The sequence below is a fragment of the Hamadaea sp. NPDC051192 genome (assembly GCF_040682475.1).
In the GTDB taxonomy this organism is placed as follows: domain Bacteria; phylum Actinomycetota; class Actinomycetes; order Mycobacteriales; family Micromonosporaceae; genus Hamadaea; species Hamadaea flava.
In genome coordinates this window covers 1-26,699 of the sequence record NZ_JBFBAZ010000064.1, presented here as the reverse complement: position 1 = coordinate 26,699, position 26,699 = coordinate 1, and the positions used below count along the sequence as shown (strand labels likewise).

Annotated in this window: 24 protein-coding genes; 3 read left to right on the top strand and 21 right to left on the bottom strand. The window is 69.7% G+C overall.

Annotation, left to right across the window (positions count from 1 at the left end):
- Positions 1-155 precede the first annotated feature (155 nt).
- The 18 genes from thrS to AB0M47_RS24910 all read right to left on the bottom strand — a co-directional run bounded on the left by thrS (position 156) and on the right by AB0M47_RS24910 (position 22,768).
- Positions 156-1,376 (bottom strand): threonine--tRNA ligase, encoded by a 1,221-nt coding sequence (gene thrS / locus AB0M47_RS24995; protein ID WP_363418190.1) that lies wholly within the window; start codon positions 1,374-1,376, stop codon positions 156-158.
- Positions 1,377-1,561: 185 nt separating this feature from the next.
- Positions 1,562-2,542, bottom strand: coding sequence for a TAXI family TRAP transporter solute-binding subunit (locus AB0M47_RS24990; protein ID WP_253756255.1), 981 nt, complete (start codon positions 2,540-2,542; stop codon positions 1,562-1,564).
- Positions 2,539-2,955 carry a roadblock/LC7 domain-containing protein gene (locus AB0M47_RS24985; RefSeq protein WP_363418188.1) on the bottom strand — a complete coding sequence of 139 codons (417 nt, stop codon included), beginning with the start codon at positions 2,953-2,955 and terminating at the stop codon, positions 2,539-2,541. The genes AB0M47_RS24990 and AB0M47_RS24985 overlap by 4 nt, the downstream gene beginning before the upstream one ends.
- A 23-nt stretch (positions 2,956-2,978) precedes the next feature.
- Positions 2,979-5,180: a nitrate- and nitrite sensing domain-containing protein gene (locus AB0M47_RS24980; RefSeq protein ID WP_363418186.1), complete on the bottom strand. Its 2,202-nt coding sequence runs from the start codon at positions 5,178-5,180 to the stop codon at positions 2,979-2,981.
- Positions 5,181-5,335: 155 nt separating this feature from the next.
- Complete coding sequence (locus tag AB0M47_RS24975) at positions 5,336-6,346, bottom strand: sugar phosphate isomerase/epimerase family protein (RefSeq protein ID WP_363418185.1); 1,011 nt, start codon at positions 6,344-6,346, stop codon at positions 5,336-5,338.
- A 107-nt stretch (positions 6,347-6,453) separates the two neighbouring features.
- Positions 6,454-8,526 carry a ThuA domain-containing protein gene (locus AB0M47_RS24970; protein ID WP_363418183.1) on the bottom strand — a complete coding sequence of 691 codons (2,073 nt, stop codon included), beginning with the start codon at positions 8,524-8,526 and terminating at the stop codon, positions 6,454-6,456.
- Positions 8,523-11,729: a carbohydrate-binding protein gene (locus AB0M47_RS24965; RefSeq protein WP_363418182.1), complete on the bottom strand. Its 3,207-nt coding sequence runs from the start codon at positions 11,727-11,729 to the stop codon at positions 8,523-8,525. Before AB0M47_RS24965 ends, AB0M47_RS24970 begins: the two co-directional genes overlap by 4 nt.
- Before the next feature lie 101 nt (positions 11,730-11,830).
- Entirely contained in the window at positions 11,831-13,030 is a 1,200-nt protein-coding gene (locus tag AB0M47_RS24960; protein ID WP_363418180.1) for a Gfo/Idh/MocA family oxidoreductase, read from the bottom strand.
- 45 nt (positions 13,031-13,075) lie between these two features.
- A complete protein-coding gene (locus tag AB0M47_RS24955) occupies positions 13,076-14,122 on the bottom strand; it encodes a substrate-binding domain-containing protein (protein ID WP_253756267.1) in 1,047 nt (348 codons plus the stop codon).
- A 109-nt stretch (positions 14,123-14,231) separates the two neighbouring features.
- Positions 14,232-15,227: an ABC transporter permease gene (locus AB0M47_RS24950; RefSeq protein WP_253763636.1), complete on the bottom strand. Its 996-nt coding sequence runs from the start codon at positions 15,225-15,227 to the stop codon at positions 14,232-14,234.
- A gap of 33 nt (positions 15,228-15,260) precedes the next feature.
- Positions 15,261-16,802, bottom strand: a complete 1,542-nt coding sequence (locus AB0M47_RS24945; RefSeq protein ID WP_363418178.1) for a sugar ABC transporter ATP-binding protein — start codon at positions 16,800-16,802, stop codon at positions 15,261-15,263.
- Positions 16,799-17,959 carry an ROK family transcriptional regulator gene (locus AB0M47_RS24940; RefSeq protein WP_363418176.1) on the bottom strand — a complete coding sequence of 387 codons (1,161 nt, stop codon included), beginning with the start codon at positions 17,957-17,959 and terminating at the stop codon, positions 16,799-16,801. Before AB0M47_RS24940 ends, AB0M47_RS24945 begins: the two co-directional genes overlap by 4 nt.
- 234 nt (positions 17,960-18,193) lie before the next feature.
- Positions 18,194-19,045, bottom strand: coding sequence for a MauE/DoxX family redox-associated membrane protein (locus AB0M47_RS24935; RefSeq protein ID WP_363418174.1), 852 nt, complete (start codon positions 19,043-19,045; stop codon positions 18,194-18,196).
- A gap of 68 nt (positions 19,046-19,113) precedes the next feature.
- Entirely contained in the window at positions 19,114-19,728 is a 615-nt protein-coding gene (locus AB0M47_RS24930; RefSeq protein WP_253756275.1) for a cell wall protein, read from the bottom strand.
- 13 nt (positions 19,729-19,741) lie between these two features.
- The gene (locus tag AB0M47_RS24925) at positions 19,742-20,152 is read right to left on the bottom strand and encodes a septal ring lytic transglycosylase RlpA family protein (RefSeq protein ID WP_253756277.1); all 411 of its coding nucleotides are present in this window, start codon (positions 20,150-20,152) and stop codon (positions 19,742-19,744) included.
- A gap of 105 nt (positions 20,153-20,257) precedes the next feature.
- Positions 20,258-21,010 (bottom strand): peroxide stress protein YaaA, encoded by a 753-nt coding sequence (locus AB0M47_RS24920; RefSeq protein ID WP_363418171.1) that lies wholly within the window; start codon positions 21,008-21,010, stop codon positions 20,258-20,260.
- Between the two features lie 10 nt (positions 21,011-21,020).
- Positions 21,021-21,488 carry an NUDIX domain-containing protein gene (locus AB0M47_RS24915; protein ID WP_363418169.1) on the bottom strand — a complete coding sequence of 156 codons (468 nt, stop codon included), beginning with the start codon at positions 21,486-21,488 and terminating at the stop codon, positions 21,021-21,023.
- A gap of 71 nt (positions 21,489-21,559) precedes the next feature.
- A complete protein-coding gene (locus AB0M47_RS24910) occupies positions 21,560-22,768 on the bottom strand; it encodes a hypothetical protein (RefSeq protein WP_363418167.1) in 1,209 nt (402 codons plus the stop codon).
- A gap of 367 nt (positions 22,769-23,135) precedes the next feature.
- Here AB0M47_RS24910 and AB0M47_RS24905 point away from each other — a divergent pair, with 367 nt between their 5' ends.
- Positions 23,136-23,903, top strand: coding sequence for a hypothetical protein (locus tag AB0M47_RS24905; RefSeq protein WP_363418165.1), 768 nt, complete (start codon positions 23,136-23,138; stop codon positions 23,901-23,903).
- 2 nt (positions 23,904-23,905) lie between these two features.
- Positions 23,906-24,328, top strand: a complete 423-nt coding sequence (locus AB0M47_RS24900) for a hypothetical protein (protein WP_363418163.1) — start codon at positions 23,906-23,908, stop codon at positions 24,326-24,328.
- Between the two features lie 4 nt (positions 24,329-24,332).
- On the opposite strand, the gene AB0M47_RS24895 is transcribed toward AB0M47_RS24900, so the two are convergent.
- A complete protein-coding gene (locus AB0M47_RS24895; protein WP_363418213.1) occupies positions 24,333-24,848 on the bottom strand; it encodes a YfbM family protein in 516 nt (171 codons plus the stop codon).
- Positions 24,849-24,924: 76 nt separating this feature from the next.
- Here AB0M47_RS24895 and AB0M47_RS24890 point away from each other — a divergent pair, with 76 nt between their 5' ends.
- Positions 24,925-25,695, top strand: a complete 771-nt coding sequence (locus AB0M47_RS24890; protein WP_363418161.1) for a hypothetical protein — start codon at positions 24,925-24,927, stop codon at positions 25,693-25,695.
- Here AB0M47_RS24890 and AB0M47_RS24885 read toward each other — a convergent pair.
- Both AB0M47_RS24885 and AB0M47_RS24880 read right to left on the bottom strand, forming a co-directional pair.
- Positions 25,670-26,476, bottom strand: a complete 807-nt coding sequence (locus AB0M47_RS24885) for an AAC(3) family N-acetyltransferase (RefSeq protein WP_363418159.1) — start codon at positions 26,474-26,476, stop codon at positions 25,670-25,672. The two genes, AB0M47_RS24890 and AB0M47_RS24885, sit on opposite strands and share 26 nt — an antisense overlap.
- A gap of 118 nt (positions 26,477-26,594) precedes the next feature.
- Positions 26,595-26,696, bottom strand: coding sequence for a hypothetical protein (locus tag AB0M47_RS24880; RefSeq protein WP_363418211.1), 102 nt, complete (start codon positions 26,694-26,696; stop codon positions 26,595-26,597).
- Positions 26,697-26,699 lie beyond the last annotated feature (3 nt).

Below are 26,699 nucleotides of genomic sequence, written 5' to 3'. Positions count from 1 at the left end.
GCCGCCTCCGGTCGGCTCCGGCTCCGCTCCGGTTCCGTCTTGGGCGCTGGATCAGGGATCCGGGTCGAATCATGCTCCAAGATTCGACCGAGAACCCTGATCCAGCGCCCAAGCACCAGCGCCCAAGCACGGTCCGGCGCCGAGGCTGCGAAGGGTCAGGGGAGCAGGGCGACGGAGTGGGCGGCGACGACGGACTGGATGAGGTCCAGCGCCTCCCCCACCGGCTGCGGATCGAGCGACCGCCCGTCCCGAAGCCGCAACGCCACCGCACCCGCTGCCGCCTCCCGGGCTCCGATGACGGCCGCGTAGGGAATCTTGCGTTGCGCGGCTTCGCGTACGCGCAACGACAGCGAGCCCTCCTCCAGGACTTCGACCCGAAGGCCCGCTCGGGAAGCACGGTCGTGCAGCGCCCAGGCGGCGTCCCGCTGCGCCTCCCCGATCGGTACGACGGCCAGCTGCACCGGGGCGTACCAGGCCGGGAAGGCACCCTGGTGCACCTCGATCAGGTGGGCGAACAGCCGCTCCAGGCTGCCGATGATGCTGCGGTGCACCATGACTGGGCGCTGCTTCACGCCCTCACTGTCCACATAGGTCAGATCGAACCGGTCGGGCTGCGCGAAGTCCACCTGGATGGTGGCCAGCGACAACTCCCGCCCCTGCACGTCGTGGATCTGCAGGTCGATCTTCGGCCCGTAGAACGCGGCCTCCCCCGGCGCCTCGAAGAAGGAGACGCCCTCCGCGATCAACGCGTCGCGCAGCATTCCCTCGGCCGCGTCCCAGACCTCGGATTCGCCCAGGAACTTCTCGCCCCGCAACGACAGCCGGTAGGAGTCGACGGAGAACCCCAACGCGGCGTGCGCCCGCTTGATCAAGGCGAGCATGTTCGCGACCTCGGCGCCCACCTGATCCACACGACAGAACACATGCGCGTCGTTGAGCGAGATCGCGCGTACGCGGGACAGCCCGGACAGCACCCCGGACCGCTCGGCCCGGTACTGACCGCCCAGCTCCGCGACGCGTACGGGCAGCTCGCGGTAGGACCGGCCGCGGGCCGCGAACACCATCGCGTGGTGCGGGCACATGCTCGGCCGCAACACCAACGCCTCGCCCTCCGGCGCGGAGTCGTCGGCCATCGGCGGGAACATGTCATCGGCGAACTTCGCCACGTGCCCCGAGCGCACGTACATCTCGTGTTTGGCCATCGGTGGCGAATAGACGTGCTGATATCCAGCGAGGCGTTCCTCCTCGCGGATGTACTCCTCGACCGCGTGCCGCGCGGCCGCGCCGGCCGGCAGCCAGATCGGCAGGCCCGCGCCGACGAGCGGGTCCGAGTGGAACAGCTCCAGCTCACGGCCCAGCTTGCGGTGATCGTTCATCGCTCTCTCCTCCTAGGGGTACGCCCAAGGCCGTCCAGAGAGCGCGAAAACGGCTCCGGGACTGGCCCGGAGCCGTTTCGATCGACTAATGCGTCAGCGGTTCACCGCTGCGTCAGCCTGCACGAAAGCCGCCGGGATGCCCGGCGTCGTCGTGCTCTGCTGATAACGCATGAATCGAGGGTACCTCACACGCCGTAGTAGCCGCGAGCACCGGGGTGCAGTTCCACCGGAGCGGTCTTCCAGGCCACCTCGCGGTTGATGTTCCGGCCTTCGGTGTGCACCGCCGCCAGTTCGTCCTGATGCTCGAAGAGCAGCCGGGTCAGCTCGTACCCCAGCTCGGTCGGCATGGTGGGCGTGGTCACCAGCAGGCAGGGGACGGCGACGGTCGACACGTCCGCGCCGAGCCCGTACGCGTCCTTGGGGATGGTCGCCGCCGTGTACGCCCCCGGGTAGTCCTTGTCGAGGATGGGCACCAACGCGTCGGTCGGCAGCAGCGCGACGTGGCCGGGCAGCTTGCCGAACAGCGCGGTGAGGCCGACCACCGGCTGACCGGCGGTCCAGAAGAACGCGTCGAGCTGACCGGCGGCGAACATCGTCGTCATCTGGTTGAGCGAGGCGGTGAACCGCTGCACGTCTTTGGCGGGATCGAGGCCGGCGGCGGTCAGCATCCGCAGCGCGAGGATCTCGGTGCCGGAACCCGCAGGACCGGTCGCCACCCGTTTGCCCCGGAGATCGGCCGGCGTCCGGATGCCGATGCCCGGGCGCACCACGACATGCATGTACGCCGTGAACATCCGGGCCAGCGCCCGCACCTCGACGGGCGATCCGGCGAACGAGCCCTTGCCGGTGACGGCGTCGCTGGCGACGTCGGCGTACGTGAAGCCCACGTCGATGTCGCCCCGGGCGAGCCGCTGCAGGTTCTCCAGGGCGCCGTTGGTCGGCATCGACACCGCTTCGAACCCGGTCAGGTGCTTGTTCACGACGTCGGCGTACCCGCCGCCGAGCTGGTTGAAGACGCCGTTGGTCGGGCCGGTGCCGATGGTGAGCTGGCCGTGGTGCCAGAGCTGGAGCCGGGCGTCGAGTTCCGGCTGGGCGCAGCCGGTCGCCCCGGTCAGCGTCACGACCAGCAGCGACAGGAGGGCGGCGACCGCCCGGCGAGTCCTCACAGCTGTCCGGGCAGGCGGGCGCCTGGTTCGAGGGCCACGGCGACCCGCTGCGCCAGCAGGGCCGTCTCGTATCCGGTCTGCCCCAGATCGCAGCCGGGAGCGGCGAGCACCGCGAGGTGCGCCCGGTCGCCGACCGCCATGATCAGCATGACGCCGCCGTCCATGTCCACCACCGTCTGGCGTACTCGTCCGGTGGTGAGGACCATGGACGCGCCCACGGTGAGGCTGACCAGGCCGCTGGTGATGGCGGCGAGCCGGTCGGCCTCGTCGAGCGGGAGTCCCTCGGTGGCGGCGAGGGCGAGCCCGTCGACCGAGACGGCGAGGGCGTAAACGATGTCAGGAACGCGCCGGGCGAAGGCGGTGAGCAACCAGTCCAGGCTGGCCGGGTCGGTTGCGGTGGTCTCAGGGGACATGCTGTTCTCTTTCTTCGGGGGTGCTAGACCGGCGGTGGGGCGTGCCGTTGGGCGGCGGCGAGGCCGGAGGCGAGGCTGGACAGGCGGGCGCGCGCGAGGTCGGGGTCGATCACGCCGGTCGCCGCGGCGGCGACCACGGTGGCCCGGCCCCGGGCGATCCCGGGCGGAGTGGGCGGGCTCGGCGGACCGGAGATGGGCCGGGGTTTGCGGTTCACGGCGTGGGCCGGCAGCAGCATCCGGTTCGGCAGTTTGACGAGGGCCACTGTGCCGGTGGTCGGCGCGCTACGCAGCTCGACCTGTACGCGCAGCCGCTGGGCGAGCCGGGCGACGACCAGCAGTCCCATCCGGCTGGCGAGTTCGCCGGTGAGCACCGCCGGGCGGCGCAGCTGCTCGTTCAGCTCCGCCAGTTGCTCGGGGCCGATGCCGATGCCGTGGTCGTAGACGGTGAGGGTCAGCTCGTCGACCGTCCTATGTGTAGCAACCTGCACCTTGCTGCCCGGCGGGGAGAACACCACGGCGTTCTCCAGCAGCTCGGCCAGCAGGTGGACGAGGTCGCCGACGGCGGTCGCGTCGATCCACAGCTCGTCGACCGAACTGGCGTCGATCCGGGAGTACTGCTCGATCTCGGCCGCCGCCGCCATGACGACGTCGGCGAGCGGCTCGGGGTCGACGAACGCTCGGCCGGGCTCGGCCCCGGCCAGCACGAGCAGGTTCTCCTCGTTGCGCCGCATCCGGGCGGCGAGGTGGTCGAGCTGGAACAGCCGGCCGAGGGTGTCCGGATCGGTCTCCGCCCGCTCGAAGTCGTCGAGCAACTGGAGTTGCCGGTGGACGAGGGTCTGCCCACGCCGGGACAACGCGACGAAGATCCGGGCGACGTCCATCCGCAGCAGCGCCTGGTCGGCGGCGAGCCGCAGCGCTTGCCGGTGCAGCGCCGACAACGCCGTGCTCAGCTCGCCGATCTCGTCCGTGCCGGGGGCGAGCCAGGCCGTCACCCGCTCCTGCGAGGCGTGCTCGACGTCGCGGACCGTCTGGGGACTGGGCGCCGAACTGACCTCGGCGATCGCCTCCGGCAGCTCGGTGCTGGTGACCTGCTGGGCGCCCCGGCGCAGCTGCCGCAATCGGCGGCTCGTCTGGATCGCCAGGGCCACCGCCGCGCCCAGGCTGATCCCGACGAGCCCAGCGGTGACCGCCGTGATCACGGTGGCCTCGTTGCGCGAGTCCGCTTCCAGGACGGCCGCGTCCGTCTCCAGCAACGAGATCACGTCGAGCTGGAACAGGTAGACCTTCCGCATCGCGTTGGTCTGCGCGATGTACCACGCGTCCGGGTCGACCTTCAGCGCGTCGGGCTGGCTCTCGTAGCGCAACGCGCCCTCGACCAGCCGGGTGGCCTTCTCGACGTCGGGACCCTGAACCGTGGCGGCGTACTGGTCGCGGGTGGCGGCCGAGGCGAGGTTGGCCAACTGCCCGATCCGGTCCGACTCAGAGCCCCGCAGTTCGGCCAGTTCGGCCAGTTCACCGGGCTGGAACTTGCCGCGGCCGAACACCGAGCGCAGTAGACTCCGCTGCTCGGCGGCCCGGTGCTCGGCCGCGCTCAGCGTCGCCACGATCCGGGCGTTCTCGGCGAGCGCCGGAGCCATCGGCTCGGCTGCGATCGTTTCCGCCATCGAGACCAGGGCGTGCGTCAAATCGTCGTACGCCGCCTCCGGAGTGCCGTCGTCGGGCGACCCGGAATGGCTGGAATCGAACAGCGCCTGGTCGGTCTCCTTCTCCGGATGCAGCGCGAAGTCCCGGACCAACGGCAGTTTCGTCAGCTCGGCCCGGGCGGACGCGACCGCGGAGGTCAGGTCCGGCGTCAGTTTGGCGACCGCGGCCGCCGCCTGGTCGTAGTTCGCCACGGCGGCGTCGGTCCGGTTCTGCTGTGCCGTCAGCAGCTGCCGGCCGGTCTCGCCGCCGCGCAGCAACAGGTCGGCGGTCTCGGCGATCTCCTGCTCGACCTGATGGTTGAGCTTGACCGTCGCGGTCAGGCCCCAGGCCAGGGTTCGCGCCCGCTCCCCCTCGCGGGCGGTGGTCAACGCCGCACCGCTCTGCAGCAGGCCGAGCACGGTCATGCCGACCGTGGCCACGCCGATCGGCAGCAACAGGCGTACGCGGATGGACCGCAGCGGACTGCGCCGGGCGTGCTGCACCGGCTCCCGCACCGACGCGGCACCGCTGGATGTGGGCATGGCGACGGACCTCCCCCGGAGTGACCATTTGAGACTCCGCTCACGCCGGGGGCCGCCGCATCCCCCGAAGGGTTCGCCGTCTTGTCACATGGCATTCAAAAAGTTGACAGATCACACCATTGAGCCCCGCCAAAGCGTGCCAATCCGGCTGGAAATCACACGGTGTCGGAGCTGAACGCCGAGTCGAAGGCCGCCGACGGCGCGTCGAACGCCAGCCGCCGCACGAAGCCGACCGCCTCGGCCGCGCCGACGAGCCGGTCCATTCCGGCGTCCTCCCACTCGATCGAGATCGGACCGGCGTACCCGATCGCGTTGAGCGCGCGGAAGCAGTCCTCCCACGGCACGTCGCCGTGGCCGGTCGAGACGAAGTCCCAGCCGCGCCGCAGATCCGCCCAGCCCAGGTGGGACGACAGCCGGCCACGCCGGCCGTCGCCCGCGCGTACCTTGGTGTCCTTGCAGTCCACGTGGTAGATCCGGTCGGCGAAGTCGAGGATGAAGTTCACCGGGTCGACGTCCTGCCAGACCATGTGGGACGGGTCCCAGTTCAGCCCGAAGGCCGGCCGGTGCCCGATCGCCTCCAGCGTCCGCTTCGTCGTCCAGTAGTCGTAGGCGATCTCGCTCGGATGCACCTCGTGCGCGAACCGTACGCCCACCTCGTCGAACACGTCGAGGATCGGGTGCCACCGGGCGGCGAAGTCGGCGTACCCGGCCTCGATCATCGACGGCGGGACCGGTGGGAACATCGCAACCGTGTGCCAGATCGAGGAGCCGGTAAATCCGACCACTGTGGACACCCCGAGTTTCGCCGCCGCGCGGGCGGTGTCCTTCAGCTCCTCGGCCGCCCGGCGGCGGACGCCCTCCGGCTCGCCGTCGCCCCAGATCCGGGCGGGCAGGATGCCCTGATGCCGCTCGTCGATGGGATGGTCGCAGACCGCCTGCCCGACGAGGTGGTTGGAGATCGCCCAGACCTTCAGGTTGTACTTGGCCAGCGTGGCCAGCTTGCGGGGCACGTAGGTGTCGTCGGACAGCGCCTTGTCCACCTCGAAGTGATCGCCCCAGCAGGCGATCTCCAGCCCGTCGTAGCCCCACTCCGAGGCAAGCCGGCACACCTCCTCGAACGGCAGGTCGGCCCACTGCCCGGTGAACAGCGTGATCGGTCTGGTCATGTCGGTTCTCCTCGTCGTCTCCGATGGGTTGCCGGGGCGCCCGTCGGCGTCGGGCGCCCCGGCGGTTCAACTCCCCGTCCGCACCGCCATGGCGGGCGGGAAGCCGTCTAGGGCAGGTTCCAGCGTTGGGCGGCTCCGCCGGAGCACGTCCAGATCTGTGCCTGGGTGCCGTCGGCGGTCGCCCCGCCCGCGGCGTCGAGACACTTGCCGGACTGCGGGTTCCGCAGACTGCCGTCCGTCTGCGGGGTCCAGTTCTGCGCGCCGGACCCGTTGCACGTCCACAACTGGACCTTGGTTCCGTCGGCGGTGCCGCCGCCCGCGACGTCCAGGCACTTGCCGAGCACCCGCCACGTCTGGCCGACCGGCGACCACTGCTGGGCGGCCGAGCCGTTGCAGGTCCAGAGCTGGATCTTCGTGCCGTCGGCGGTTCCGGCCCCGCTGACGTCGAGGCACTTCCAGCCCGGCCCGGTGATCGCGCCGCTGCCGAGCGTGCGGGCGACGGTGAAGTCGTCGACGTCGAACGGGCCGCCGCCGGTCCCGGTGAAGGTCAGATAGAGCGTCTGCACCCCCACTGGTACGCCGGAAAGCTGCGTGCTGACTTCGGCGAAGGTCGTCCACCCGCCCGTGTTCGGGACGGCGACCGAGCCCAGCACGGCTCCGGTCGCCGAACCGGCGCGGATCTGGATCGTGCCGCCCGGCCCCCCGGACACCACCCGTGCCTTGAACCGCGTGACGCCGGTCAGGTCGAGTCCGGCGTACGCCGCCCAGTCGCCCGGGTCGACGTAGCCCAGCGTCTGCCCGTTGTGCGCCCCCGCCTTGGTGTAGGGCGACACGCCGGACGCGCTGCTGAACGACTCGGCCTGGACCGACCGGTCGATGCCGGCCGGTTTGATCCGGATGTTGCGGAAGGAGGCGTCGTCGCCGGTCCCGTGGTTCTGCAACCCGATGTACCCGGCGAGCGAGCGGGCCGGATCGGTGTTGGTGAAGTCGTTGACCTTCACCCCGTTGAGGAAGACCTGGAGCCGTTCACCGGCGACCGTGATCTCGAAGGTGTTCCAGGTCCCCGGTGGGTTCAGCGCGGCGTCACGGGCGGCCACATCGGCCGACTGGAACCCGTAGACCGCGCCGGTGGTGCGGTCCACGCTGTCGGTCGCGTCGATCTGGATCTCGTACCCGTTGTTCACCGCCGACCACGGATCCGCCGACGCCGGGAAGCCGATGAACACTCCCGAGTTGTCGTCGCCGGCCAGCCGCCAGTCGAGCTTGAGCGAGTAGTCGGTGAACTGCTGGGCCGAATACCAGAACAGACCCATGCCGTCGTAGCTGCTCAGCGTCGCGTCCGTGCTGGTGAAGCCACCCGGTCCGGCCTGCGACCAGCCTGTGGTGGAGCCGTTGTAGAGCGTGCTGTATCCGGTCTCCGGCCGGCAGTCGGCGTTGACCCGGCGAGCGGCGTACCGGATGCCGCCGAGCAGGAGCGCCCGGAACCCGGCCTCCGCGTACGCGGTCTGGGTATGCCCGCTGCCGGTGTAGAAGGACCGTCCACTCCCGATCGTCTTGCACCAGGTGTGCGGGTGGTCCGCGCCCATCCCGCCACCGGTGTAGCTGGACTCGTCGAGGCTCGCCAGGACGTGCGCCGTGGATCGGGGATTGGTCTGGTAGTTGTACCACTCGTCGGTGCGGACCCAGGTCTGGCCGAGCCCGGCGGTGGCCGCGTGCGCCCGGTCCTCGACCTTGATCGTGGCCTGCTGAATGGCGGGATGAGAGGCGAACCACGCGCCGACCAGCTCGCCGTAGAACGGCCAGGCGTACTCGGTGTCGGCGGCCGCGTGCACGCCGACGTACCCGCCCCCGCCCCGGATGTACGCCTCGAAGGCGGTCTGCTGCGGGTCGTCGAGCACGTCGCCGGTGGTGTTGAGGAAGACGACTGCCTCGTACTGCGCGAGGTTTCCGGCGGTGAAGGCGGCGGCGTCCTCGGTCGCCGTGACGGTGAAGTTGTCGGCCGCGCCCAGCTCCCGCAGGGCCTGTACGCCGACCGCGATCGAGTCGTGCCGGAAGCCCGCGGTCTTGCTGAACACCAGCACGTCGTACGCCGTGTCCGCGGCGCACGCCGCGGTCTCGGCTCCGGCCACCAAGGTCGACGCGAGCGCGGCCGACCAGAGAATGCTCCTCAGGGTCCTCATGGCAGGGTCCACTTCTGGTTGGCGCCGGCCGTGCAGTCGTAGATGATCAACTGCGTGGCGTCGGCGATCGAGCCGCCCGGGACGTCGAGGCACCGCCCCGACTGTGGATTGCGCAGGGTGCCGTCGGCTTGGGCGACCCAGTTCTGCGCACCGGTTCCGTTGCAGGTCCACAACTGCACGACGGATCCGTTGGCGGTGTCGCCGCCGGAGATGTCGAGGCATTTGCCGAGCGATCGCCAGGTCTGCCCGACCGGCGCCCAGCGCTGCGCGGTGGTCCCGTTGCAGGTGTAGAGCTGCACGTGCGTGCCGTCGGCCGTGTTCGCCCCGGCGACGTCCACGCATTTGCCCGCCAGGCCGACGACCGCGCCGGTCGCCCCGCTGCCGAGCCGGTTCAGCGTGAAGTTGTCCAGATCGAAGAGCGCTCCGCTGCCGCCGCTGAAGACCAGGTACAACGGGCCGGAGGCGGAACCGGTGAGGGGCGTCGACACCGTCTGGAAGGTCTCCCAACCGCCGGTCACCGGCACGGCGACCGAGCCCAGTTGCGTACCGGTCGGGGAGCCGGAGCGGATCTGGATCGTCCCGCCGACTCCGTTGGAGGAGATCCGGGCGGAGAAGCCGACCGCGCCGGTCGTGCTGATCCCGGCGTACGCCGCCCAGTCGCCGTTCTCCACGTAGCCGAGCGTCTTGCCACCGGTCGCGGGGGCGTGCGCGGCGATTCCGACGCCCGACTGCGACGTGTAACTCTCGCCTTCGGCCGCCGCCGCGTTGTTCGTCACGAAGGTGATCGAGTCGAGGTCGAACAACGCTCCAGCGCCCCCGGCGAACACCAGATACAGCCGTTGGGTGCCGGCCGGCGGGTTCGTGATCGCGCCGCTGACCGTGGTGAAGGTGTCCCAGGCCCCGGTCACGGGAACGGTCGCCTGCCCGATCATCGGCCCGGTCGGGGAACCGGTACGCACCTGCAGGGTGCCGCCGACCCCGGCCGACGAAGCGCGGGCGACGAACGACGCCGCGTTGCCGACGGCGTACGGGTCGAAGGCGATCCAGTCGCCATTGTGGATGTCGCCGACCGTCCTGCCGCCCTCAGCGGTCGCCTTGGCGAACTGGTTGACCCCGGCGGCGGCGGTGTAGTGCTCGGCCTGCCGATGCCGAGGCTGGGCGATGTTCTGGGCGTGCGTCGTCAGCGCGGGCTGGCCGTTCGCCCCGTTGTCCGTGTACTCGGCGTCGAAGACCCCGAAGATGTTCGCGGCGTCGTCGTGCTCCCCGTCCACCGGTACGCTGATCGCCCCGGAGCAGCCGGTCTGCGACGTGATGGCGTGGCCGTGGTTGTCGTGGCCCAGCACGTAGGTCATCTTGACCCGGGCGCAGTCGATCGTGCCGTCCTCAGGATCGGTGACGGTGATCTGGTACGGCACCGTGTCGCCGAAGGAGAAGAGCGCCCCGTTCGCCGGGAGCTGTACGCGTACCGTCGGAGCGGTGTTGCCGACCGTCACGATCACGCTCGACGATCCGGTGTTGCCCGCCGGATCGCGTACCGTCAGCGTCGCGGTGAACTGACCGTTCGCGGCGTAGGTCTTGCTCGGGTTGGCCGCCGTCGACGTGGTGCCGTCGCCGAACGCCCAGTTGTAGGTGAGCGCGCCGCCTTCCGGATCGGCCGACCCGGCGGCGGAGAAGGCCACCGCCAACGGGGCCAGGCCGGAGGTCTTGTCCGCCGAGGCCTGGGCGACGGGCGCTCGGTCCGCCCCGGCGATGTACTCGATGCGGTAGAGCGCCGAGTTGGCGTCGCCGTTGAAATAGCCGGTGCCGTAGTCGAGCACGTAGAGCGCGCCGTTCGGGCCGAACGCCAGGTCCATCACCTGCTTGCCGGTCCACGGGAAGTTCGCGATCGCACCCGGCGACCCGTCGGCGTTGACGTCGATCGCCTTGATCCAGCCCCGGCCGAACTCACCGGCGAAGAAGTGGCCGTCCAGTTCGGCGGGGAACTTGACGGTCGAGGTCGAAGCGGCGTTGTAGTGGTAGACCGGCCCGCCCATCGGCGACTCCGAGCCGGTCCCGAACTCCGGCGGCGTACCGGCGTCTCCGCCGTAGCGGATCCAGGCCGGGCGGGCCGCCGGCAGCGCCGTCAGGCCGGTGTTGCGGAACGAGTTGTTCGTCGGCCCGGTGGAACAGGCGTACTTCGGCCCGGTGGTGTCGGTGGCGAAGTTCCACTCGTTGTAGGTCTCCGTCGAGGTGTTCGTCCCCGTGCAGTAGGGCCAGCCGTAGTTGCCCGCCGAGGAGATGCGGTTGAACTCGACCTGCCCGGCTGGTCCGCGATTCGCGTCGGTGCTGCCCGCGTCGGGACCGTAGTCGCCGAGGTAGACCACGCCGGTCGCCTTGTCGACGCTCATCCGGAACGGGTTGCGGAAGCCCATCGCGTAGATCTCCGGCCGGGTCTTGGCCGTGCCCGGGGCGAACAGGTTGCCGGCCGGGATCGTGTAGGTGCCGTCGTCGGCCACCTTGATCCGCAGCAGCTTGCCCCGCAGATCGTTGGTGTTCGCCGCCGTACGCTGCGCGTCGTACGCCGGATTCCGGTCAGCGCGCTCGTCGATGGGGGCGTACCCGGCCGACGAGAACGGATTGCTGTCGTCGCCGGTGGTCAGGTAGAGGTTCCCGGCCGCGTCGAAGTCGATGTCGCCGCCGACGTGGCAGCAGATGCCCCGGTCGGCCGGGGTCGACAGGACGACCTTCTCGCTGGCGAGGTTGACCGTCCAGTCGGCGTTGAGGGTGAACCGGGACAGCCGGTTGACGCCTTGCCAGGCGGAGAAGTCGGTCCCGGTCGCGGGCGCGTCACCGGCCGGAGTGGACAGTGGCGGCGCGTAATAGAGGAAGATCGCGCGGTTGGCCGCGAAGTTCGGGTCGACGCCGACGCCCTGCAAGCCTTCCTCATCATGGGAGTAGACGGGCAGCGTGCCGATCACCGTGGTCGTCCCGGCCGCGTCCGTGCGGCGCAACTTGCCGTCCCGGGCGGTATGCAGCACGGAGGTGTCCGGCAGCACCGCGAGCGACATCGGCTCGCCCATCTCGGCGACGCCACGGGCCATCTCGACCTGCTGGTAGTCGGCGGCGTTGATCGTGGTGTGCGCGACGGCTGGACTGCCGGTCAACGGCACGAGGACGAATCCGGCGGCGAGGACCAACGCCGCGGGAAGAGTGGAGCGGTTCATCTGGGTGCCTTCCTGACTCGGGGGAAGTCAGGCGCGCGCCGCCGCGCCGTCATGGGGTCGGGCCTGCGAGCGGCTGGACGCCGGCCGCTCGCAGGCGGGTTTCAGGCGGTGGTGAGGACGGGGTCGACCCCCGTCCAGGCGGAGTCGTTGCCGGCCGAGCGCAGGACCGCGTCGAGCACCAGCTGCACCTGGAGCGCGTCCTCGAAGGACGGAGCCGGGTCGGTGCCGTCGGCGATGGCCTGCACGAAGTCGCGCATCTGATGAGTGAAGGAGTGCTCGTAGCCGATGATGTGGCCGGGCGGCCACCAGGCGGCCAGGTACGGGTGCTCGGGTTCGGTCACGAGGATCCGGGTGAACCCCTGCTCCGGGCCGGGTCGCGTGGCGTCGTAGAACTCCAGCTCGTTGAGCCGTTCCAGGTCGAACGCGAGCGAGCCGAGGGCGCCGTTGACCTCGACCCGCAGCGCGTTCTTGCGGCCGGTGGCGAACCGGGTCGCCTCGTAGGTGGCGACCGCTCCCCCGTCGAGCCGCGCGGTGAACAGCGCCGCGTCGTCGACCGTGACGCGACCGAGTCCACGACCGTCCGCACCGGCCGACAGTCCACTAGAGACGGATGGCAGCGGCCGCTCCCGGACGAAGGTCTCGGTGAGCGCGCTGACCCCCGTGATGCGCTGGCCCGTGACGTACTGGGTCAGGTCGACGATGTGCGCGCCGATGTCGCCCAGCGCGCCCGAGCCGGCCCGATCCTTCTGCAACCGCCAGACCAGCGGGAACTCCGGATCGACGATCCAGTCCTGCAGGTACGCCGCCCGCACGTGCCGGATCGCGCCGAGCCGGCCGGCCGCGATCAGCTGCTGCATCAGCGCGACGGCGGGCACCCGGCGGTAGTTGAACCCGCACAGGCTGCGTACACCGGACCCGCGGGCGACCGCCGCGGCGGTCGCCATGGCTGAGGCCTCCTCGACCGTGTTGGCCAGCGGCTTCTCGCACAGCACGTGCTTGCCCGCGGCCAAGGCGGCGAGGGTGATCTCGGCGTGGCTGTCGCCCGGCGTACAGACGTCGATCACGTCGATGTCGTCCCGGGCGACCAGTTCCCGCCAGTCGGTCATGGCGGACTGCCAGCCGAGGCGGTCGGCCGCCGCGCGGACGTTGGCCGGATCACGGCCGCAGATGGCCGTCATCCGCACCTGCACGGGCAGGTCGAACGCCCGGTTCACGGTACGCCACGCCTGCGAGTGCGCCGCGCCCATGAACGCGTAGCCGACCAGGCCGACCCGCAGTTCTCCACCGTCTGTCGTGGACACTGATGAAACCTCCCGCAAGAACCGAACGCCAGAACCGATGAACGCTCAGAAACCGAGCTTCAGATAGGTGCCGGCGTTCTCCTTCGTGATCGTCTCGGAGGAGAGGATGATCTCCTTCGGGACCTGGAGCTCGACCAGATCCGCCATCCCCCGCCCCTGGGCGATCAGCCGGCCGAGCGAGATCGCCGACGACGCCATCGACGGGCTGTAGGTGACGGTCGCCTTGAGGACCGACTTGTCGGCCGCGATGTCCTCGATCGCCTTCTTCGACCCGGCCCCGCCGACCATGATGAACTCGCTCCGGTTGGCCGCCGTGATCGCCGCGAGGACGCCGATGCCCTGGTCGTCGTCGTGGTTCCACAGCGCGTCCAGCTTCGGCAGCGCCTGCAGGAGGTTCTGCGCCTCCTTCTGGCCGGTGTCGGCGGTGAACCGGGCGGCCCGCCGGTTGGCGACCTTGAAGCCGTAGGTCTTCAGCGCGTCGGCGAAGCCCTTGCTGCGTTCCTGGGTCAGCTCCAGCTCGTCCATGCCGGCGATCTCGCCGATCACCGGGCTCGCGACGTTCTTCGCCTTCATCGCCTTGCCGATGTAGTGCCCGGCGGCCACGCCCATGCCGTAGTTGTCGCCCTTGATCTGCAACCGGTACGCCAGCGCGTCGGGGAACGCCCGGTCCAGGTTGACCACGGGGATACCGGCTTCCATCGCCTTGAGCCCGAACGCGTTCAGCTCCTTGCCGTCGTGCGGCAGCAGCACGATGACGTCGGGCTTCTCGGCGATCAGCGTGTCGAGCGCGGCCCGCTGCGCGGCCGCGTCCTTGCCCGCCTCCACCTGCTTGAATGTGACGTCCGAGTACGCGGCCGCCTGCGCCTTGGCGTTGTTGGTGATGGCGGCGATCCAGCCGTGGTCGGCGGCCGGGGCGGAGAACCCGATGGTGACCGCCTTCCCGGCGGCGACGTTGGGGTTGCTCGCTTCGGCGCCCTTGGTCTGCGCCGTGGTGGGGTTGTTCGACTCGTTGCTCGTGCACGCGGCGAGGACCGCGCCGGCGCCGAGGGCCGCGCCGCCGAACAACAGGCTGCGGCGGGACGAGTGGGTCATGCGCATGACAACCTCCGAAGATGGACGGGAAATCCGAAGATGGACGGAAAATGGGTGCGAGGAGCCCAGCCGCCGTCGGCGAATCGACGGCAGCCGGTGGCGAGGTGGCTCAGGGTTTGCGGAACAGAGCGGTCAGCGAACCGAACCGGATCTGCTGGACCAGGACGGCCAGCACGATGATTCCGCCCTTGACCATGTTCTGGACCTCGGTGGGCAGGTTGGCGATGGCGAAGAGATTGGTGATCGTCGAGAAGACGATCACGCCGAACATCGAGCCCACGATCGTCCCGCGCCCGCCGGACAGCAGCGTGCCACCGATGATCGCGGCGGCGATGGCGTCGAGTTCGTAGAGTTCGGCCGCGGCCGCCTGGGCGGAGGTGGCCAGTGAGGTGAGCATGATCGCGGCGATGCCGCAGCACAGCCCGGACAGCGCGTACAGGAGCAGGGTGTGCCGCCGGACGTTGATCCCGGCCAGCCGGGCCGCCTCGGCGTTGCTGCCGATGGCGACCGTACGCCGGCCGAACGTGGTGCGGTTGAGCAGCACCCAGCCGAGCGCCGCGGCGACGGCCAGGATGACGACGAGCATCGGGATCCCCGCGACCTTCTTCGTCGCGATCCCGTTGATGAACTGGTCGGCGGAGACCTGGGTCTGCTTGCCGGAGATCTGCGCCGCGAGGCCGCGGGCGGCCACCAGCATCGCCAGGGTCGCGATGAACGGCACGAGCCGCCCGTACGCGATGAGCAGGCCGTTGACCGCGCCGGCGATGGTCCCGACGGCGATGGCGGCGAAGATCATGCCGCCCGCGCCGTAGGACTGCGTCGCCAACGTCGTCGACCAGACCCCGGCCAGCGCGATCAACGCGCCGACCGACAGGTCGATGCCGCCGCCGATGATCACGAAGGTCACCCCGACGGTGACCACCCCGATCGCGGCGGCCTGTTGCAGGATCACCAACATGTTGTTGACGACCCAGTCGGAGTCGCCGTACAGGTCGGGCCGGATGATCGCGCCGATCACGAACAGCACGACCAGCACCCCGACCAGGCCGAGGTTGCGCCACAGCGACTCGGTGGGGATGGTCCGCCACCAGCCGCCACGCTCCACAACGGACGTCTGAGCCGTCACCGCACAAGCTCCTTATGACAAGGTGGGGCTCAGCGAGCCCGCCATCACCAGGTCGAGGACGTCGTCCTCGGTCAGTTCGCCGGCCGGCGCCTGCTTGATCAGGCGTCCCTCGCGCATCACGAGCACCCGGTCGGCCAGACCGAGCACCTCCGGCACTTCGCTGGAGACCAGCAGCACGCCGACGCCGCGGCGCGCGAGATCACGGATCACCTGATACAGCTCGGCCCGCGCGCCGACGTCGACGCCGCGCGTCGGCTCGTCCAGCAACAGCAGCCGGGTGTCGCCCAGCAGCCAGCGGCCGACCACGACCTTCTGCTGATTGCCGCCGGACAGCGTGCCGGCCGGGCGGCGTACGTCGCGGGGGCGCAACTCCAGGGCGTCCGCGATCCGGCTCGCCTCGGCCTGCTCCCGGCCCGCGTCGGTGAAGCCGCCGTGGGCGTACCGGCCGAACGTGGTCAGCGTGATGTTGCGGTAGACCGGCTCGGCCAGCAGCAGCGCCTGACTCTTGCGCTCCTCGGGGGCCAGGCCCAACCCCGCTTTGACCGCCGCGGCGACGCTTCCCGCGGGCAGGTTCCGGCCCGCGACGCTCACCGTTCCAGACTCAGGGGTACGCGCACCGTAGACCGTTTCGAGCAGCTCACTTCGTCCGCTGCCCACCAGGCCGGCGATGCCGACGATCTCCCCTGTGCGTACCTCGAAGGAGACGTCCTGGAACTCGTGTGCCCGTGTCAGCCCACTGACCTGGAGCAGCACGTCGCCCGGTTCTCCCCCGCGAGGTGGGAAGACGTATTCGAGGGAGCGCCCGGTCATCTTGCTGACCAGCTCGCGAGTCGGCGTCGTCCGCGCGGGCAGGTCCACCGCGGAGGTCCGGCCGTCTTTGAGGACGGTGACCCGATCGCCGATCTCGCGGATCTCCTCGAGCCGGTGGGAGATGTAGACGACCGCGATGCCCTCGGCGGTCAGTTCCCGGATGATCCGGAAGAGGTTGGCCACCTCGTCGTGGGCGAGGACCGCGCTGGGCTCGTCCATGATGAGCAGTTTGGCCTCGTGCGAGAGCGCCCGCGCCATGCTGACGATCTGCTTGCCAGCCGACGGCAGCGCCTCGACCAGCCGGTGCACCGGGATCTCGGGATGCCCGAGCCGCCGCAGGACCTCCCGGGTACGCGTCGCCGCAGTTCTCTTGTGGACGAACCCGAACCGGCTCGGCTCCTGGCCGAGGAAGACGTTCTCCGCGACCGACAGGTGGTCCACGAGATCGAGTTCCTGGTAGATCGTCGCGATCCCGGCCTTCATCGCGGCCTGCGGGTTGGCGAAGACGACCGGGCTGCCCTGCCAGGTGACGGTCCCGGCGTCGGGCTTGTGGACGCCGGCCAGCACCTTGATCAAGGTGGACTTGCCCGCCCCGTTCTGCCCGAGCAGGCAGTGCACCTCACCCGCCCGGACCTCGAGGTGGACCCCGTCGAGCGCACGTACGCCCGGGAACTGTTTCACCACCCCGTCGAGCTGGAGGATCGTCGCGTCGGTGGCAGCCTCGGTGGCCGTGTCGGTGGTCATGACGCCTGCTCGAAGGCGATCTCGCTGGCCAGCAGGGCGGCGCCGGCGACGCCGGCCCGGCTGCCCAGCTCGGACAGGACCAGGGGGAGGTTGCCGGTGGCGAGCGGCAGCGAGCGCTTGTAGACGACGCTGCGGATCTCGGCCAGCATCACGTGCCCCAACTGGGCCAGCCCGCCCCCGATGACGATGAGCGACGGGTTCACGAAGCTCACCAGGCTCGCCAGGACGGCGCCGACGCGGCGGCCCCCGTCGCGGATGAGCTGGATGCAGGCGACGTCGCCCTCGGCCGCGCCGGCCGCGACGTCGAGCGCGGTCACCACGCCGTTCGCGGCGAGCCGCTCGGCGAGCGCGGGCGAAGCCCCGGAGCGAGCCGCGGCGGTCGCCTCCCGAGCCAGCGCGCCCCCGCTGAACACCGCTTCCAGGCAACCGTGGTTGCCGCAGGTGCACACCGGCCCGGCGGGGTCGACCTGGATGTGCCCGATGTCCCCGGCGCACCCGTCGGACCCCCGATAGACCGCGCCGTTGAGATAGATCCCGCAGCCGATGCCGGTGCCGATCTTGACGAACAGGAAGTTGTCGACCGAGTGCGCGACGCCGCCGTGCCGCTCGCCGACCGCCATGATGTTGACGTCGTTGTCCACCACCGCCGGGCAGCCGTGTTCCCGGGTGAGCAGCTCACGCACGGGATAGCGGTCCCAGCCGGGCATTATCGGCGGCGACACCGGCAGGCCGTCCCGGAAGCTGACCGGCCCCGGTACGCCGATGCCGATGCCGTCGAGGTGGCTGAAGTGCCCGTCGGCCTTCGCCTTGGCCAGCAGTTCGTTGACCCGATGCAAGGTCGCCTTCGGGCCGGAGCGGATGTCCGCGGGTTCGCTGTACGCCGCCACGGGCTCCAGCCGCCCGTCGGTGATCTCGACGTCGATCGAGGTCGCGCCCAGGTCGACGCCGGCGTACCGGATCTCCGGGTTCAGCTCGACGAGAGTGGACCGTCGTCCGCCCCGGGACTGCGCCGGTCCGGCCTCGGCGACCTGACCGGCGGCGAGCAGCCGATCCAACTCGGCGAGCAGCCGCGGCCGGGGTACGTCCAGCCGGGCGGCCAACTCGGCCCGCGACAACGGGCCTTCGTCGCGCAACAGCCGCAGCAGCCTGACATGCATGCCGTCTCTCCTCTATGGACACATCGACGCTCGCAGGTGCGTTGTGTGGCGCACACGTTACGAGCTTTCCCCGTCGCTGTCCATAGTTTTGTCGGCACAAACAAAAGTTCCGCCTGATCTTGCAAAAGCCCCCCCTCTCTGCGACGCCGAAGGGCGCTGGATCAGGGATCCGGGTCGAATCTTGGGCCAAGATTCGACTGAGATCCGTGATCCAGCGCCCTCGAAGAAGCAGGGTTAGATGGCGAACTCGGGTTGGGCGTGGGGTTCGAGGGCGGCGAGCGTACTGCCGTTGTCGTCCACGACCGCGGCCCGGACGGACTGCGGGTCGTAACGCAGCCGCGGCACGGCGAACACCGCCGACGCGGGCTGGCCGGCGTACCGGACGGAGTAGACGAGCACGCGCCAGTCCGCCTCGTCCCAGTGCTCCCGAACGTCCGAGGTGACGCTGCGCGCCAGGTCCCGCCACGCGCTGCTCTTGTGCAGCTGGTCCACCGTCGACTCCAGCGGCACGTCGAACGCGCCGGGCGAGGCGAGCGGGTGGGACAGCCGGACGTACAACCGGCGCAGGGGCATCAGCCAGCGTTCGTCGAACTCCGGGGAGAACACGACGATCGCGGCGGCCTCGGCCAGCAGCAGCGCGACTCCGGCGACCGGATGATCGGCGAGCCCACCGGTCCACGCGGCACCGGAGGCGAGGGCCAGCAGAGATCCGGCCAGCATCAGTCCGGCCCGGCCGAAGCTGCGGCCGTTGATCGGGATGGGCTGCGCGCTCAGGCAACCACAGGACGACTTCGGGTCCTTGATCTTCGCGTACGCCAGATAGCCGAGGAACCCGGTGCTCAGGGCGGTGGCGGCGACCGCCTCCAGGCGTACGAGTCCGGGCAGGACGAGCGCGGCGCCCAGCACCGCTTCGACCCCGGCGAGCGTGCGATAGGCGAGCACCGCCCGGTCTTCGCCCAGCAGCGGGGCGAGCGCCGTACGCCGCGCGTGCGCGGCCGCGTACCGGCTGAACACCTTGGCCTGCGCGGACCACAGCAGGACCGCGCCGAGCAGGAGTGGTTGCAGGGAACCGATCCACACAAGCATGACGACAACTCCCAGGTCGACGGCAGCCGGGCGGCCGCACCCGCGCCGGACTGCCTTGTGCGTATCAATCAGTGGTTGTGCTGGATGGTGGAGGTGTAGAGGGTGGCGATCTCGATCTCGTTGGTGTCGGGGATCCACGCACCGATGACCTGAGCGTGCCGTCCTACCTGGACCATCGTCATGTCGGCGATGGCCGGCGTGTTGTTGTAGGAGGCGGCCGTGACGCCGGGCACGACGTGCCCGATGATGCGCTTGCCCCGATGGTCGAAGTGGATCTTCTTCGGGGCCAGCGCCGCCACGTGGACCTGGATGTTCACGATGTTCACCCAGATCGCGTCGGCGGCGAGCGTGCCGTCGCCGAGCCGTACGCCACGGGCGTAGAGACCGTCACCCACCGCGACCTTGTCGAGGCTGGTCGGGTGCAGCTTCCAGATGCTGGAGGCGTTGGTGACCCGGATCCGCCACAGGGTGCCGTCCGAGCCGGCCACCAGCAGCATGCCTTCGCTGATGCCGGTGACCCGGCCTTCGGCGAAGTTCGGGTCGGGCGCACCCGGTTCGATGTCGTCGCCCTTGGCGAACGCCGCCTCCGGCGCCAGCGAGCCGAGCGCGGTCGCGCCGACGAGCGAGGCGCTGCCGAGCACGGCCGAGGTGAGCAGGGACCGGCGGTCCATGTTGAGTGCCATCGTCAGTCCCTCCCTACACCACATCGATGTACGCCGGCCGCAGCCCGTACGACAGGCTGGAGATGGCGCTGAACGCCGCGGGCGTCAGGTCGATGACCCGGTTCGATCCGCAGACCGATCCGCAGCAGGTGCGCTCGCCGCAGAACAGGTCCGTCTGCGGGCCGCAGTCGGCGATCGTCGTGCCGACCTTCTGCCCCGTGCACCGGTTGGTCGTGTAGTGGCGGAACCCGCAGGTCCGCCGAGCCAGACCTTCACCGCAGGCCTCAGGATTGGTGATCGCGTGACAGGCGTCGGAGGTGTTCGGCCAGGCGTGTTGCCGGCTGCCTGAGTTGCAGGTGCCACAGGCGCCGTGCCCCGCCGAGCCGCAGGGTCCCCACGAACTGCCGCAGCAGAACCATGAGACCTCGCCGTAGAACCCGGCCATGCGCTACTCCTTTCAGGATGGGGGATTCTCCTGGGAGCGTTCGATGGCCATCGACACTTATCGCAATCATGGCGATAAGATCGCTGTTAGTCAATCCTTAACGATTCATAATTCCTGGACGACAATGTCGAACCCCTTGGGCGTCGGCTCGACGAGATACTTCAGGTCGCGCAACGTCCCGAGCAGCTCCTCCGTCGTCTGCGGCCGCGCGCCCGACAGGAGCAGGTCCCGGACGACCCGGCCCTTGGTCGCCTTGTTGAAGTGGCTCACCACCATGCGCTTGCCGTCGCGCTCCTGCAGCACGCGTACCGCCAGATGCTCGCGGGGCGTCCAGGTCGCCGCGTAGGCGCCGGACCGCAGGTCCAGCACCAGCTCGTCCCGGACCTCGCGGTCCAGCGCCGGACTCAAGGCTTTCTTCCAGTACGCCGTGAGCCCACCCACGGGCGGGAGATTCACCCCGATCGAGCAGCGGTACGGCGGGATCTCGTCGTCGAGCCGGACGACGCCCCACAGCCCGGACGAGACCAGGATCTTCCCGGTGTCGATCTCGGGCGACAGGCTCGCCAGATCGAGGTTGTCGTAGAGCACCCCGGTGTAGACGTGCCGCGCGGGCAACGTCGACGCGGCCGGCAGATCGGCGTTGCGGGCCAGCTCGTCCCGCTGGCCCTCGCTGAGGCCGAGCGTCGCCAGTGCCTTCGCCTGGCCGGCCTTGCTCTTCGCCGAGCACAGTTTGACCAACGCCTTCAGCACACGTTCGCGCGAGCGGCGCAGCTGCGGCAGGAACAGCGAATCGTGGTCGACCGGTGCGCCGGAGCCGGCGGCGGCCTTCCCCTCCGACGGCGGCAGCAGGATGAACACGCAGGTGAGCCTAGCTGGTCAGGGTCGCCAGCCGAGCGGTCGCCTCAGTCAGACTTCGGCGCGTCCACGGCGGGCAGGCCGGATGCGCCAGCGCCTCTTCGGTCGTCAGCCAGAGGATCTCCGCGACCTCCTCCGGCGAGGCGGCGTACGGCTCGGCGCCCGCCGGAACCTCGGCGGCGAAGACCACGTTGACCACGGAGTCGCCGTCGTCGCTGACGAACAACGAGTTGCCCACGTACGCCATCGGCACCCCGTCGAGGTCGAGCCCGATCTCCTCGAGGACCTCGCGCCGGCCGGTCGCCTCCAGTACGCCGGGCAGGAAGCCGCCGACCTCGACCTTGCCGCCCGGGCCGGCGAGCGTACCGGCCGCGTGCCCCTCGTTCCCGCGGCGGATGAGCAGCCAGCGGCCGTCCCGATGCGGGAGGACCTCGACGTTGACCACGTACGCCGGACGCCCGGCGGGGGTTTCGACGACCATCCCGGAACGGTACAGCCCTGGGCTTTACCGCGCCGCCACGATCAGCTTCACAGCGCGGCCATGGATCGGCTTCACAGCGCCGCCAGGATCGCGGTGAGGACCTTGCGGGCGGTCGCCTCGTGCTTCGCGTACGCGTACGGGTAGGCCGAGCCCTGGACCGCCTGGGCCGCGAGCGTCAGCTGCATGTTCTGCCAGCCGGAGACCCTCTTCAGCGCCTGGAAGAACTTCGTCGAGGAGTAGGTCGTGTTCATGATCTGCTTGACCGTGCCCCAGCCCATGCTGGTCCGCTGCTGGAACAGCCCGCAGGAGTCGTAGTCCACCGAGCTGCCCTCGTGCGGGTAGTCGAGCGACTCCGGCACGGCCGAGCTGGCCTGGTTGTAGAGGTCGCTCTCCTGCATGGCGGTCATGATGCCGACGAGCAGCCCACGCTGCGCCACGCCCAACTGCTGCCCGGTCTTGACGACGGTCAGCGCGTTGTTCATCTGCTTCTGGTCGAGCCCGGCGACCGGTTTGACCGAGGTCACGACCTTCTTCACGGTCGGCGACGGTGAGGGCGTCGCGCTGACGGTCGCGCTCGGCGCCGGGCTGGCCGACGTCGACTCCGCCACCCGAGGGGCGGACCGGTCGGCGGCGCCGGCGACCGCGTTGCGGTCGGCGAGCTGTTGCGCCGCGTCGTTCAGCTGCGCCGGAGTGCCCCGCTGACTGGCCACGACCGAGACGCCGAGCAGCGCGATCAGGCCGAGGGCGACGACGCGACCGGCCTTCGCCGAGCGGTGCAGGGTGCGTACGGGGGCGACACCGGGGGTCAGCGGCCCGGCCGGGGTCAGGTATCGCTCCGCCGACTCCATCGCCAGTCGGGTCGCTTCGGCGGTCGCCGCCTTGCCGGTGGCTTTCTTCGTACGCCTCGGCTTCTCGTCTCCAGCCTTCGCGTCTCGCGGCTTGGCGTCTCGCGGCTTGACGTCTCGCGGCTTGATGTCCCGCGGCTTGATGTCCTGCGGCTTGACGTCTCGCGGCTTGATGTCTCGCGGCTTCCCGTCCGTCGGCACCGAACCCGTCGGCATCGAGCCCGTTGGCATCGAACCCGTCGGCATCGGGTCCTTCGGCTTCGCGTCCTTCGGCTTCGCCGATCTCGCCAGCCGGTGCCGGCCGGTCTCTCCGTCGGTTCGCTCCTCCCGAATGCGGTCGAGGAAGAACGTCTGGGTGTCGGTCCAGAGATCGGGTTTGGGGGGCTGCGTACGAGGGCTGGGTCGACCGTCATGGTCGTCATGCTGGGGGCGCATTGGTCGACTTTAAGCAGGTAAAACGTGGTCGCAAACCCCTTAGGGGTGACCTGGGTCACACTGTGGCGGGGCTATCTACGCGTGCGGTGACACGACGCGCGGCGCTGATTTTTCGGTCATGTCCGGCATTTCCGCTGCGCCGACCTATCTGGACCATGCTATCGACATCACCTGATTGAGCTATGACCCTGAGCTGGGAAATTCCTGCCACCGATATCGACTGATCGGGCTCGCCCGATCGGACCCGAATCATCGCCTTACCACGATCGTTTACGCCGACTCGACGACTCCACTGTGGGTCACCACCTGCCCACCAAGAGCTACCACCTCGACGTTTCCATTTGCACCAGTCGATTACCGTGACGCAGTGATCGACGTCGTTCGCCTGTGGCTCGGCATCCTGGTCGCCGTGGCGCTGCCACTCGGCCTGCCCGCGCGGCAGACCAACATCGGGCTGCGATGTCTTTTCACCGCAGCGTATGCGGCATATGCCATTTTTCCGGCGCTCCCCTTCGGCACGGCGGTCGCCACCTGGCTCGGCGTCGTCGCCATCGGCGTCGCCGCTCAGCTCGGCGTACGCCGTCGCGCCGCCACCGCCGAACAGACGCCGGACCGCGACGACCTCGCCCGGATGGCGCACCGCATCTGGCAGTCCCACCGGCAGGTCGTCTACGTCCTGGCCGGCCTCCTCCTGCTCCTGCCGGTCGTCGCCGCCGTACATTTCGGCGGGCGATCGCTCGACGAGCTGGGCCGCCTGCTGGCCGACGATCGGGTGGCGATCATCGTCTCAGGACTGCTGTTCGCCGTCTTCACCGGCGGCGATTTCGTCGCGGCGACGGTCCGCCCGCTCATCCGCCGACTCGCCGAACGCGGCGCGGACATCCATCAGATCGTCCCGACGAGCGCCTACATTGGCTGGATCGAGAGAACACTCGTCTTCACCTTCGTCGCCGGCGGCCACCCCGAAGCCGCAGCGCTGGCCATCGCCGCCAAGTCGTTGACGCGTCTGCCCAACGTGGACCAGCATCCCTCCGGCTTCGGCGAATACGTGCTCGTGGGTACGCTCTCCAGCCTGCTCGTGGCGTCGATGACAGCCGTCGTCGTACGCCTGGCCCTCGGCCTTTCCCCGGTGTAGCCATGGCCGGATTCCGTGACCACCGCTACTTCCGCGAACTCGCGGCGCTGAACCTGCCGGCCGACGACTTCGCCGTCGCGGGCAGCGGCCCCCTGTACGCCCGGGGCTGGATCGACGACCCCCGCGACATCGACGTGATCGCGCGCGACGAGGCCTGGCGGACCGTCTGCCGGATCGGTTCGCTCACCCGCGCGCCGATCAGCGGCTCGGCCCAGGTCAGCCTGTTCCACGGGCACCTGGAGTTCTTCGACGAGTGGTTCCCGCCGCGCTGGCGTGCCACCACGCTGATCGACGAGGCCGACATCATCGACGGCGTCCGCTTCGTCCGCCTCGAGGTCGTCGAGGCCACCAAACGCATGCTCCGACGACCCCGAGACCTCGCCCAGCTGGCCGTGATGGCGGCACGCCGACGACCACGGCACTAGAACCTCACGAGATCCAGCAGACGACGGCGTCACCGTCCTTCGCCGCCGCCGCGAAGTACTCCTTGACGTACGGAAAGTGGCTGACGGCCCACTCCAGCTCACCGGGACGGCCCCAGACGCTGGGATAGATCTCGGCCGCCTCCAGCTCGGCCTGGTCGACCCCGCGGATCAGATCCTCGGCGGTCAGCTCGGCCAGCGCAGCCGACGCCCGCTGAACCTCCTCGGGCTGGAGGAACCCCGGCGGTGAATAGCCCCAATACTGCGACTCGTCCTCGGTGTCCTCCGTGAAGAACCACTCCCCGGTGATGATGTCGATCGGGAAATCCCGGCGGGCCAACAAGAACAGCAACGCGTGCCAGGTCTTGTCACTCCCGAACGACCGCCGCTGCGCCACCGGCTGCTCCTCGCCGTTCTCGCTGTCGGCCTCCGACTGCGCCAAGGCGTACCGGTGGGCCCAGTCGAGGTCCTCTTGCGCGCGTTCAAGCTCGGCCGGCGTCAGCCGGATCCATTCGCCATACATTCCCACGCGCGCACCATAGGCGAGGCGTACGACAGTTACACTTGTCAATCACCGGCCCCCGTCGAGGGGAGCGTGAATGGCAGGGCAACCAGCGAAGCACCGCGACGAGGCCTACGGCACGCAACGCATCGTCGCGCGATCGGTCCTGTTCGTCACCATCCCGATCGGCTTCATCGTCCTGCTCGCCGCGAATCTGGCTTGGGACCTCGTGCGAGAGAACCTCGCACCGGCTGCCCTCGCCTCATGGCCGATGCGGTTGGCGCTGCTGGACACGTCGACCTCGGCTGCACTGCTCGGCGCGGCGGCCGGCCTCTACTTCGCCCGGCTCCAATGGGCGTCGGCCAACCGGCCGGCCATCGGACTGGCGATCGACGACGAAGGCGGCCAGTTCGATCCGGACAGCCCGCGATGGCGCTTCTGGGCGTACAACGCCGGGCCTGGATACGCCGTCGTCAAGCGCTTCGCGTACGCGGTCCGCCGACACGACTCAGCCGAACCCGCGACCGACTGGATCAAGCCGTTCGACCTCAACCGGATCTTCGAGAGCTGTGGGCTGGTCGACGGCCAGGACTACTTCGTTCGCTGGTACGCCGAAGGCGCGCCCTTCTCACCGGTGCCGCACTACACGCAGGGATCGATGGTGGCCTGGTTCCGGCCGGAGGCGTTAGCCCAGTTCGCGCAGATCGACGTCCAGATGGTGTTCCGCGACGCCAACGGCGACACCCACGAGCGCGTCTTCCCCTTCATGGACCGGCTGCCCAGCGTCACCGCGAAGAAGGTCGCCGCGATACGCCGCCGCCCCGCGGTCATTCCTCCACAGATCAGCGGTGCGCCGGTGGACGGTTAGCCGCGAACCACTTGGCGGCGTACGCCGTCGCGGATTCCATTGTGAACAGACAGCTCGGCGCACCACCGATTCGGCCGCGGACGACCGAGTCCGTGTCGTGCTCGAAGTCGGCGCCCAATGTGGCGAAGTCACCCGCGTTCAGCTTCACGGCGTCGTATGTGATCCGCTGTCTGCCTTCTGGGGTCGCCATCGGAGCGCTGAACGACTGCATGGGCAGATCCGGCAGCCTCGCTTCGGCCAGATGGAATGTGGTGCAACGGTCGAATCCGACGCCGAGGAGGACGACCAACGCACCCACGGATTCCATCGCGGCGAGCGGTGAAGCGTCGCCCAGCGGCGAGGTGAGTTCATGGTGGTCCAGCAGCTTGTGCGCGTCCGGTCCGACGGCGGCGAAGGAAGTGTTCGGGTGGTTCGATCGAACCGCCCCGGGCCAGGTGCGTACGCGTTCCGCGATCACGCCCATGCCCACGCTGGGGGTGAGCGCGGGGTCGAATCCCGGAAGCTCGGCGCGGATGATTTCCCAGTATTCCTCGCTGATCCGGCGATGCGGCCATCGCGATGGATCGACATAGTCCTGATTCTGCGCTGGAACGACGAGGGTTCCTTCGCCGCCGAGGACGTCCAGGAACGCTTGGACGACGGTGGTCGCTCCACCACAGACGTAGCCGACGGCCCGAAGCGAAGAATGCAGAAGAACGGTCTGCCCGGCTTCCACCCCCAGCTGCCGCAGATGCGGTCTGAGCTGGGATATCGTCCACGGTGCGGGGTGGTCCGCGCTCACGATGTCAGCGTATCAGCGGCAGTTGGCGAATCTCGTCGAACTGAGCCGCGGCGTACCGCCACCGATGGACGTCGAAGGTCGGCCGGCCCCGCCTCGGCAGCAGGGCCGGCCGACGAACTCAGCGGACATAGATGGTGGGTGCGGGTGGGGTGCTCATCCCGTCGCCGAGGAAGTACGACGGATGCGGCGGCTGGTTGTAGGCGGTGTTCTGCCACGCCAACGC

Coding starts and splice junctions, on each gene's coding strand:
- AB0M47_RS24910 (WP_363418167.1), bottom strand. CDS start 22,768: ATGCGCCCCCAGCATGACGACCATGACGGTCGACCCAGCCCTCGTACG.
- AB0M47_RS24935 (WP_363418174.1), bottom strand. CDS start 19,045: ATGCTTGTGTGGATCGGTTCCCTGCAACCACTCCTGCTCGGCGCGGTC.
- AB0M47_RS24895 (WP_363418213.1), bottom strand. CDS start 24,848: ATGTATGGCGAATGGATCCGGCTGACGCCGGCCGAGCTTGAACGCGCG.
- AB0M47_RS24940 (WP_363418176.1), bottom strand. CDS start 17,959: ATGCATGTCAGGCTGCTGCGGCTGTTGCGCGACGAAGGCCCGTTGTCG.
- thrS (WP_363418190.1), bottom strand. CDS start 1,376: ATGAACGATCACCGCAAGCTGGGCCGTGAGCTGGAGCTGTTCCACTCG.
- AB0M47_RS24975 (WP_363418185.1), bottom strand. CDS start 6,346: ATGACCAGACCGATCACGCTGTTCACCGGGCAGTGGGCCGACCTGCCG.
- AB0M47_RS24955 (WP_253756267.1), bottom strand. CDS start 14,122: ATGACCCACTCGTCCCGCCGCAGCCTGTTGTTCGGCGGCGCGGCCCTC.
- AB0M47_RS24985 (WP_363418188.1), bottom strand. CDS start 2,955: ATGTCCCCTGAGACCACCGCAACCGACCCGGCCAGCCTGGACTGGTTG.
- AB0M47_RS24915 (WP_363418169.1), bottom strand. CDS start 21,488: ATGGTCGTCGAAACCCCCGCCGGGCGTCCGGCGTACGTGGTCAACGTC.
- AB0M47_RS24970 (WP_363418183.1), bottom strand. CDS start 8,526: ATGAGGACCCTGAGGAGCATTCTCTGGTCGGCCGCGCTCGCGTCGACC.
- AB0M47_RS24965 (WP_363418182.1), bottom strand. CDS start 11,729: ATGAACCGCTCCACTCTTCCCGCGGCGTTGGTCCTCGCCGCCGGATTC.
- AB0M47_RS24980 (WP_363418186.1), bottom strand. CDS start 5,180: ATGCCCACATCCAGCGGTGCCGCGTCGGTGCGGGAGCCGGTGCAGCAC.
- AB0M47_RS24945 (WP_363418178.1), bottom strand. CDS start 16,802: ATGACCACCGACACGGCCACCGAGGCTGCCACCGACGCGACGATCCTC.
- AB0M47_RS24890 (WP_363418161.1), top strand. CDS start 24,925: ATGGCAGGGCAACCAGCGAAGCACCGCGACGAGGCCTACGGCACGCAA.
- AB0M47_RS24925 (WP_253756277.1), bottom strand. CDS start 20,152: ATGGCCGGGTTCTACGGCGAGGTCTCATGGTTCTGCTGCGGCAGTTCG.
- AB0M47_RS24930 (WP_253756275.1), bottom strand. CDS start 19,728: ATGGCACTCAACATGGACCGCCGGTCCCTGCTCACCTCGGCCGTGCTC.
- AB0M47_RS24900 (WP_363418163.1), top strand. CDS start 23,906: ATGGCCGGATTCCGTGACCACCGCTACTTCCGCGAACTCGCGGCGCTG.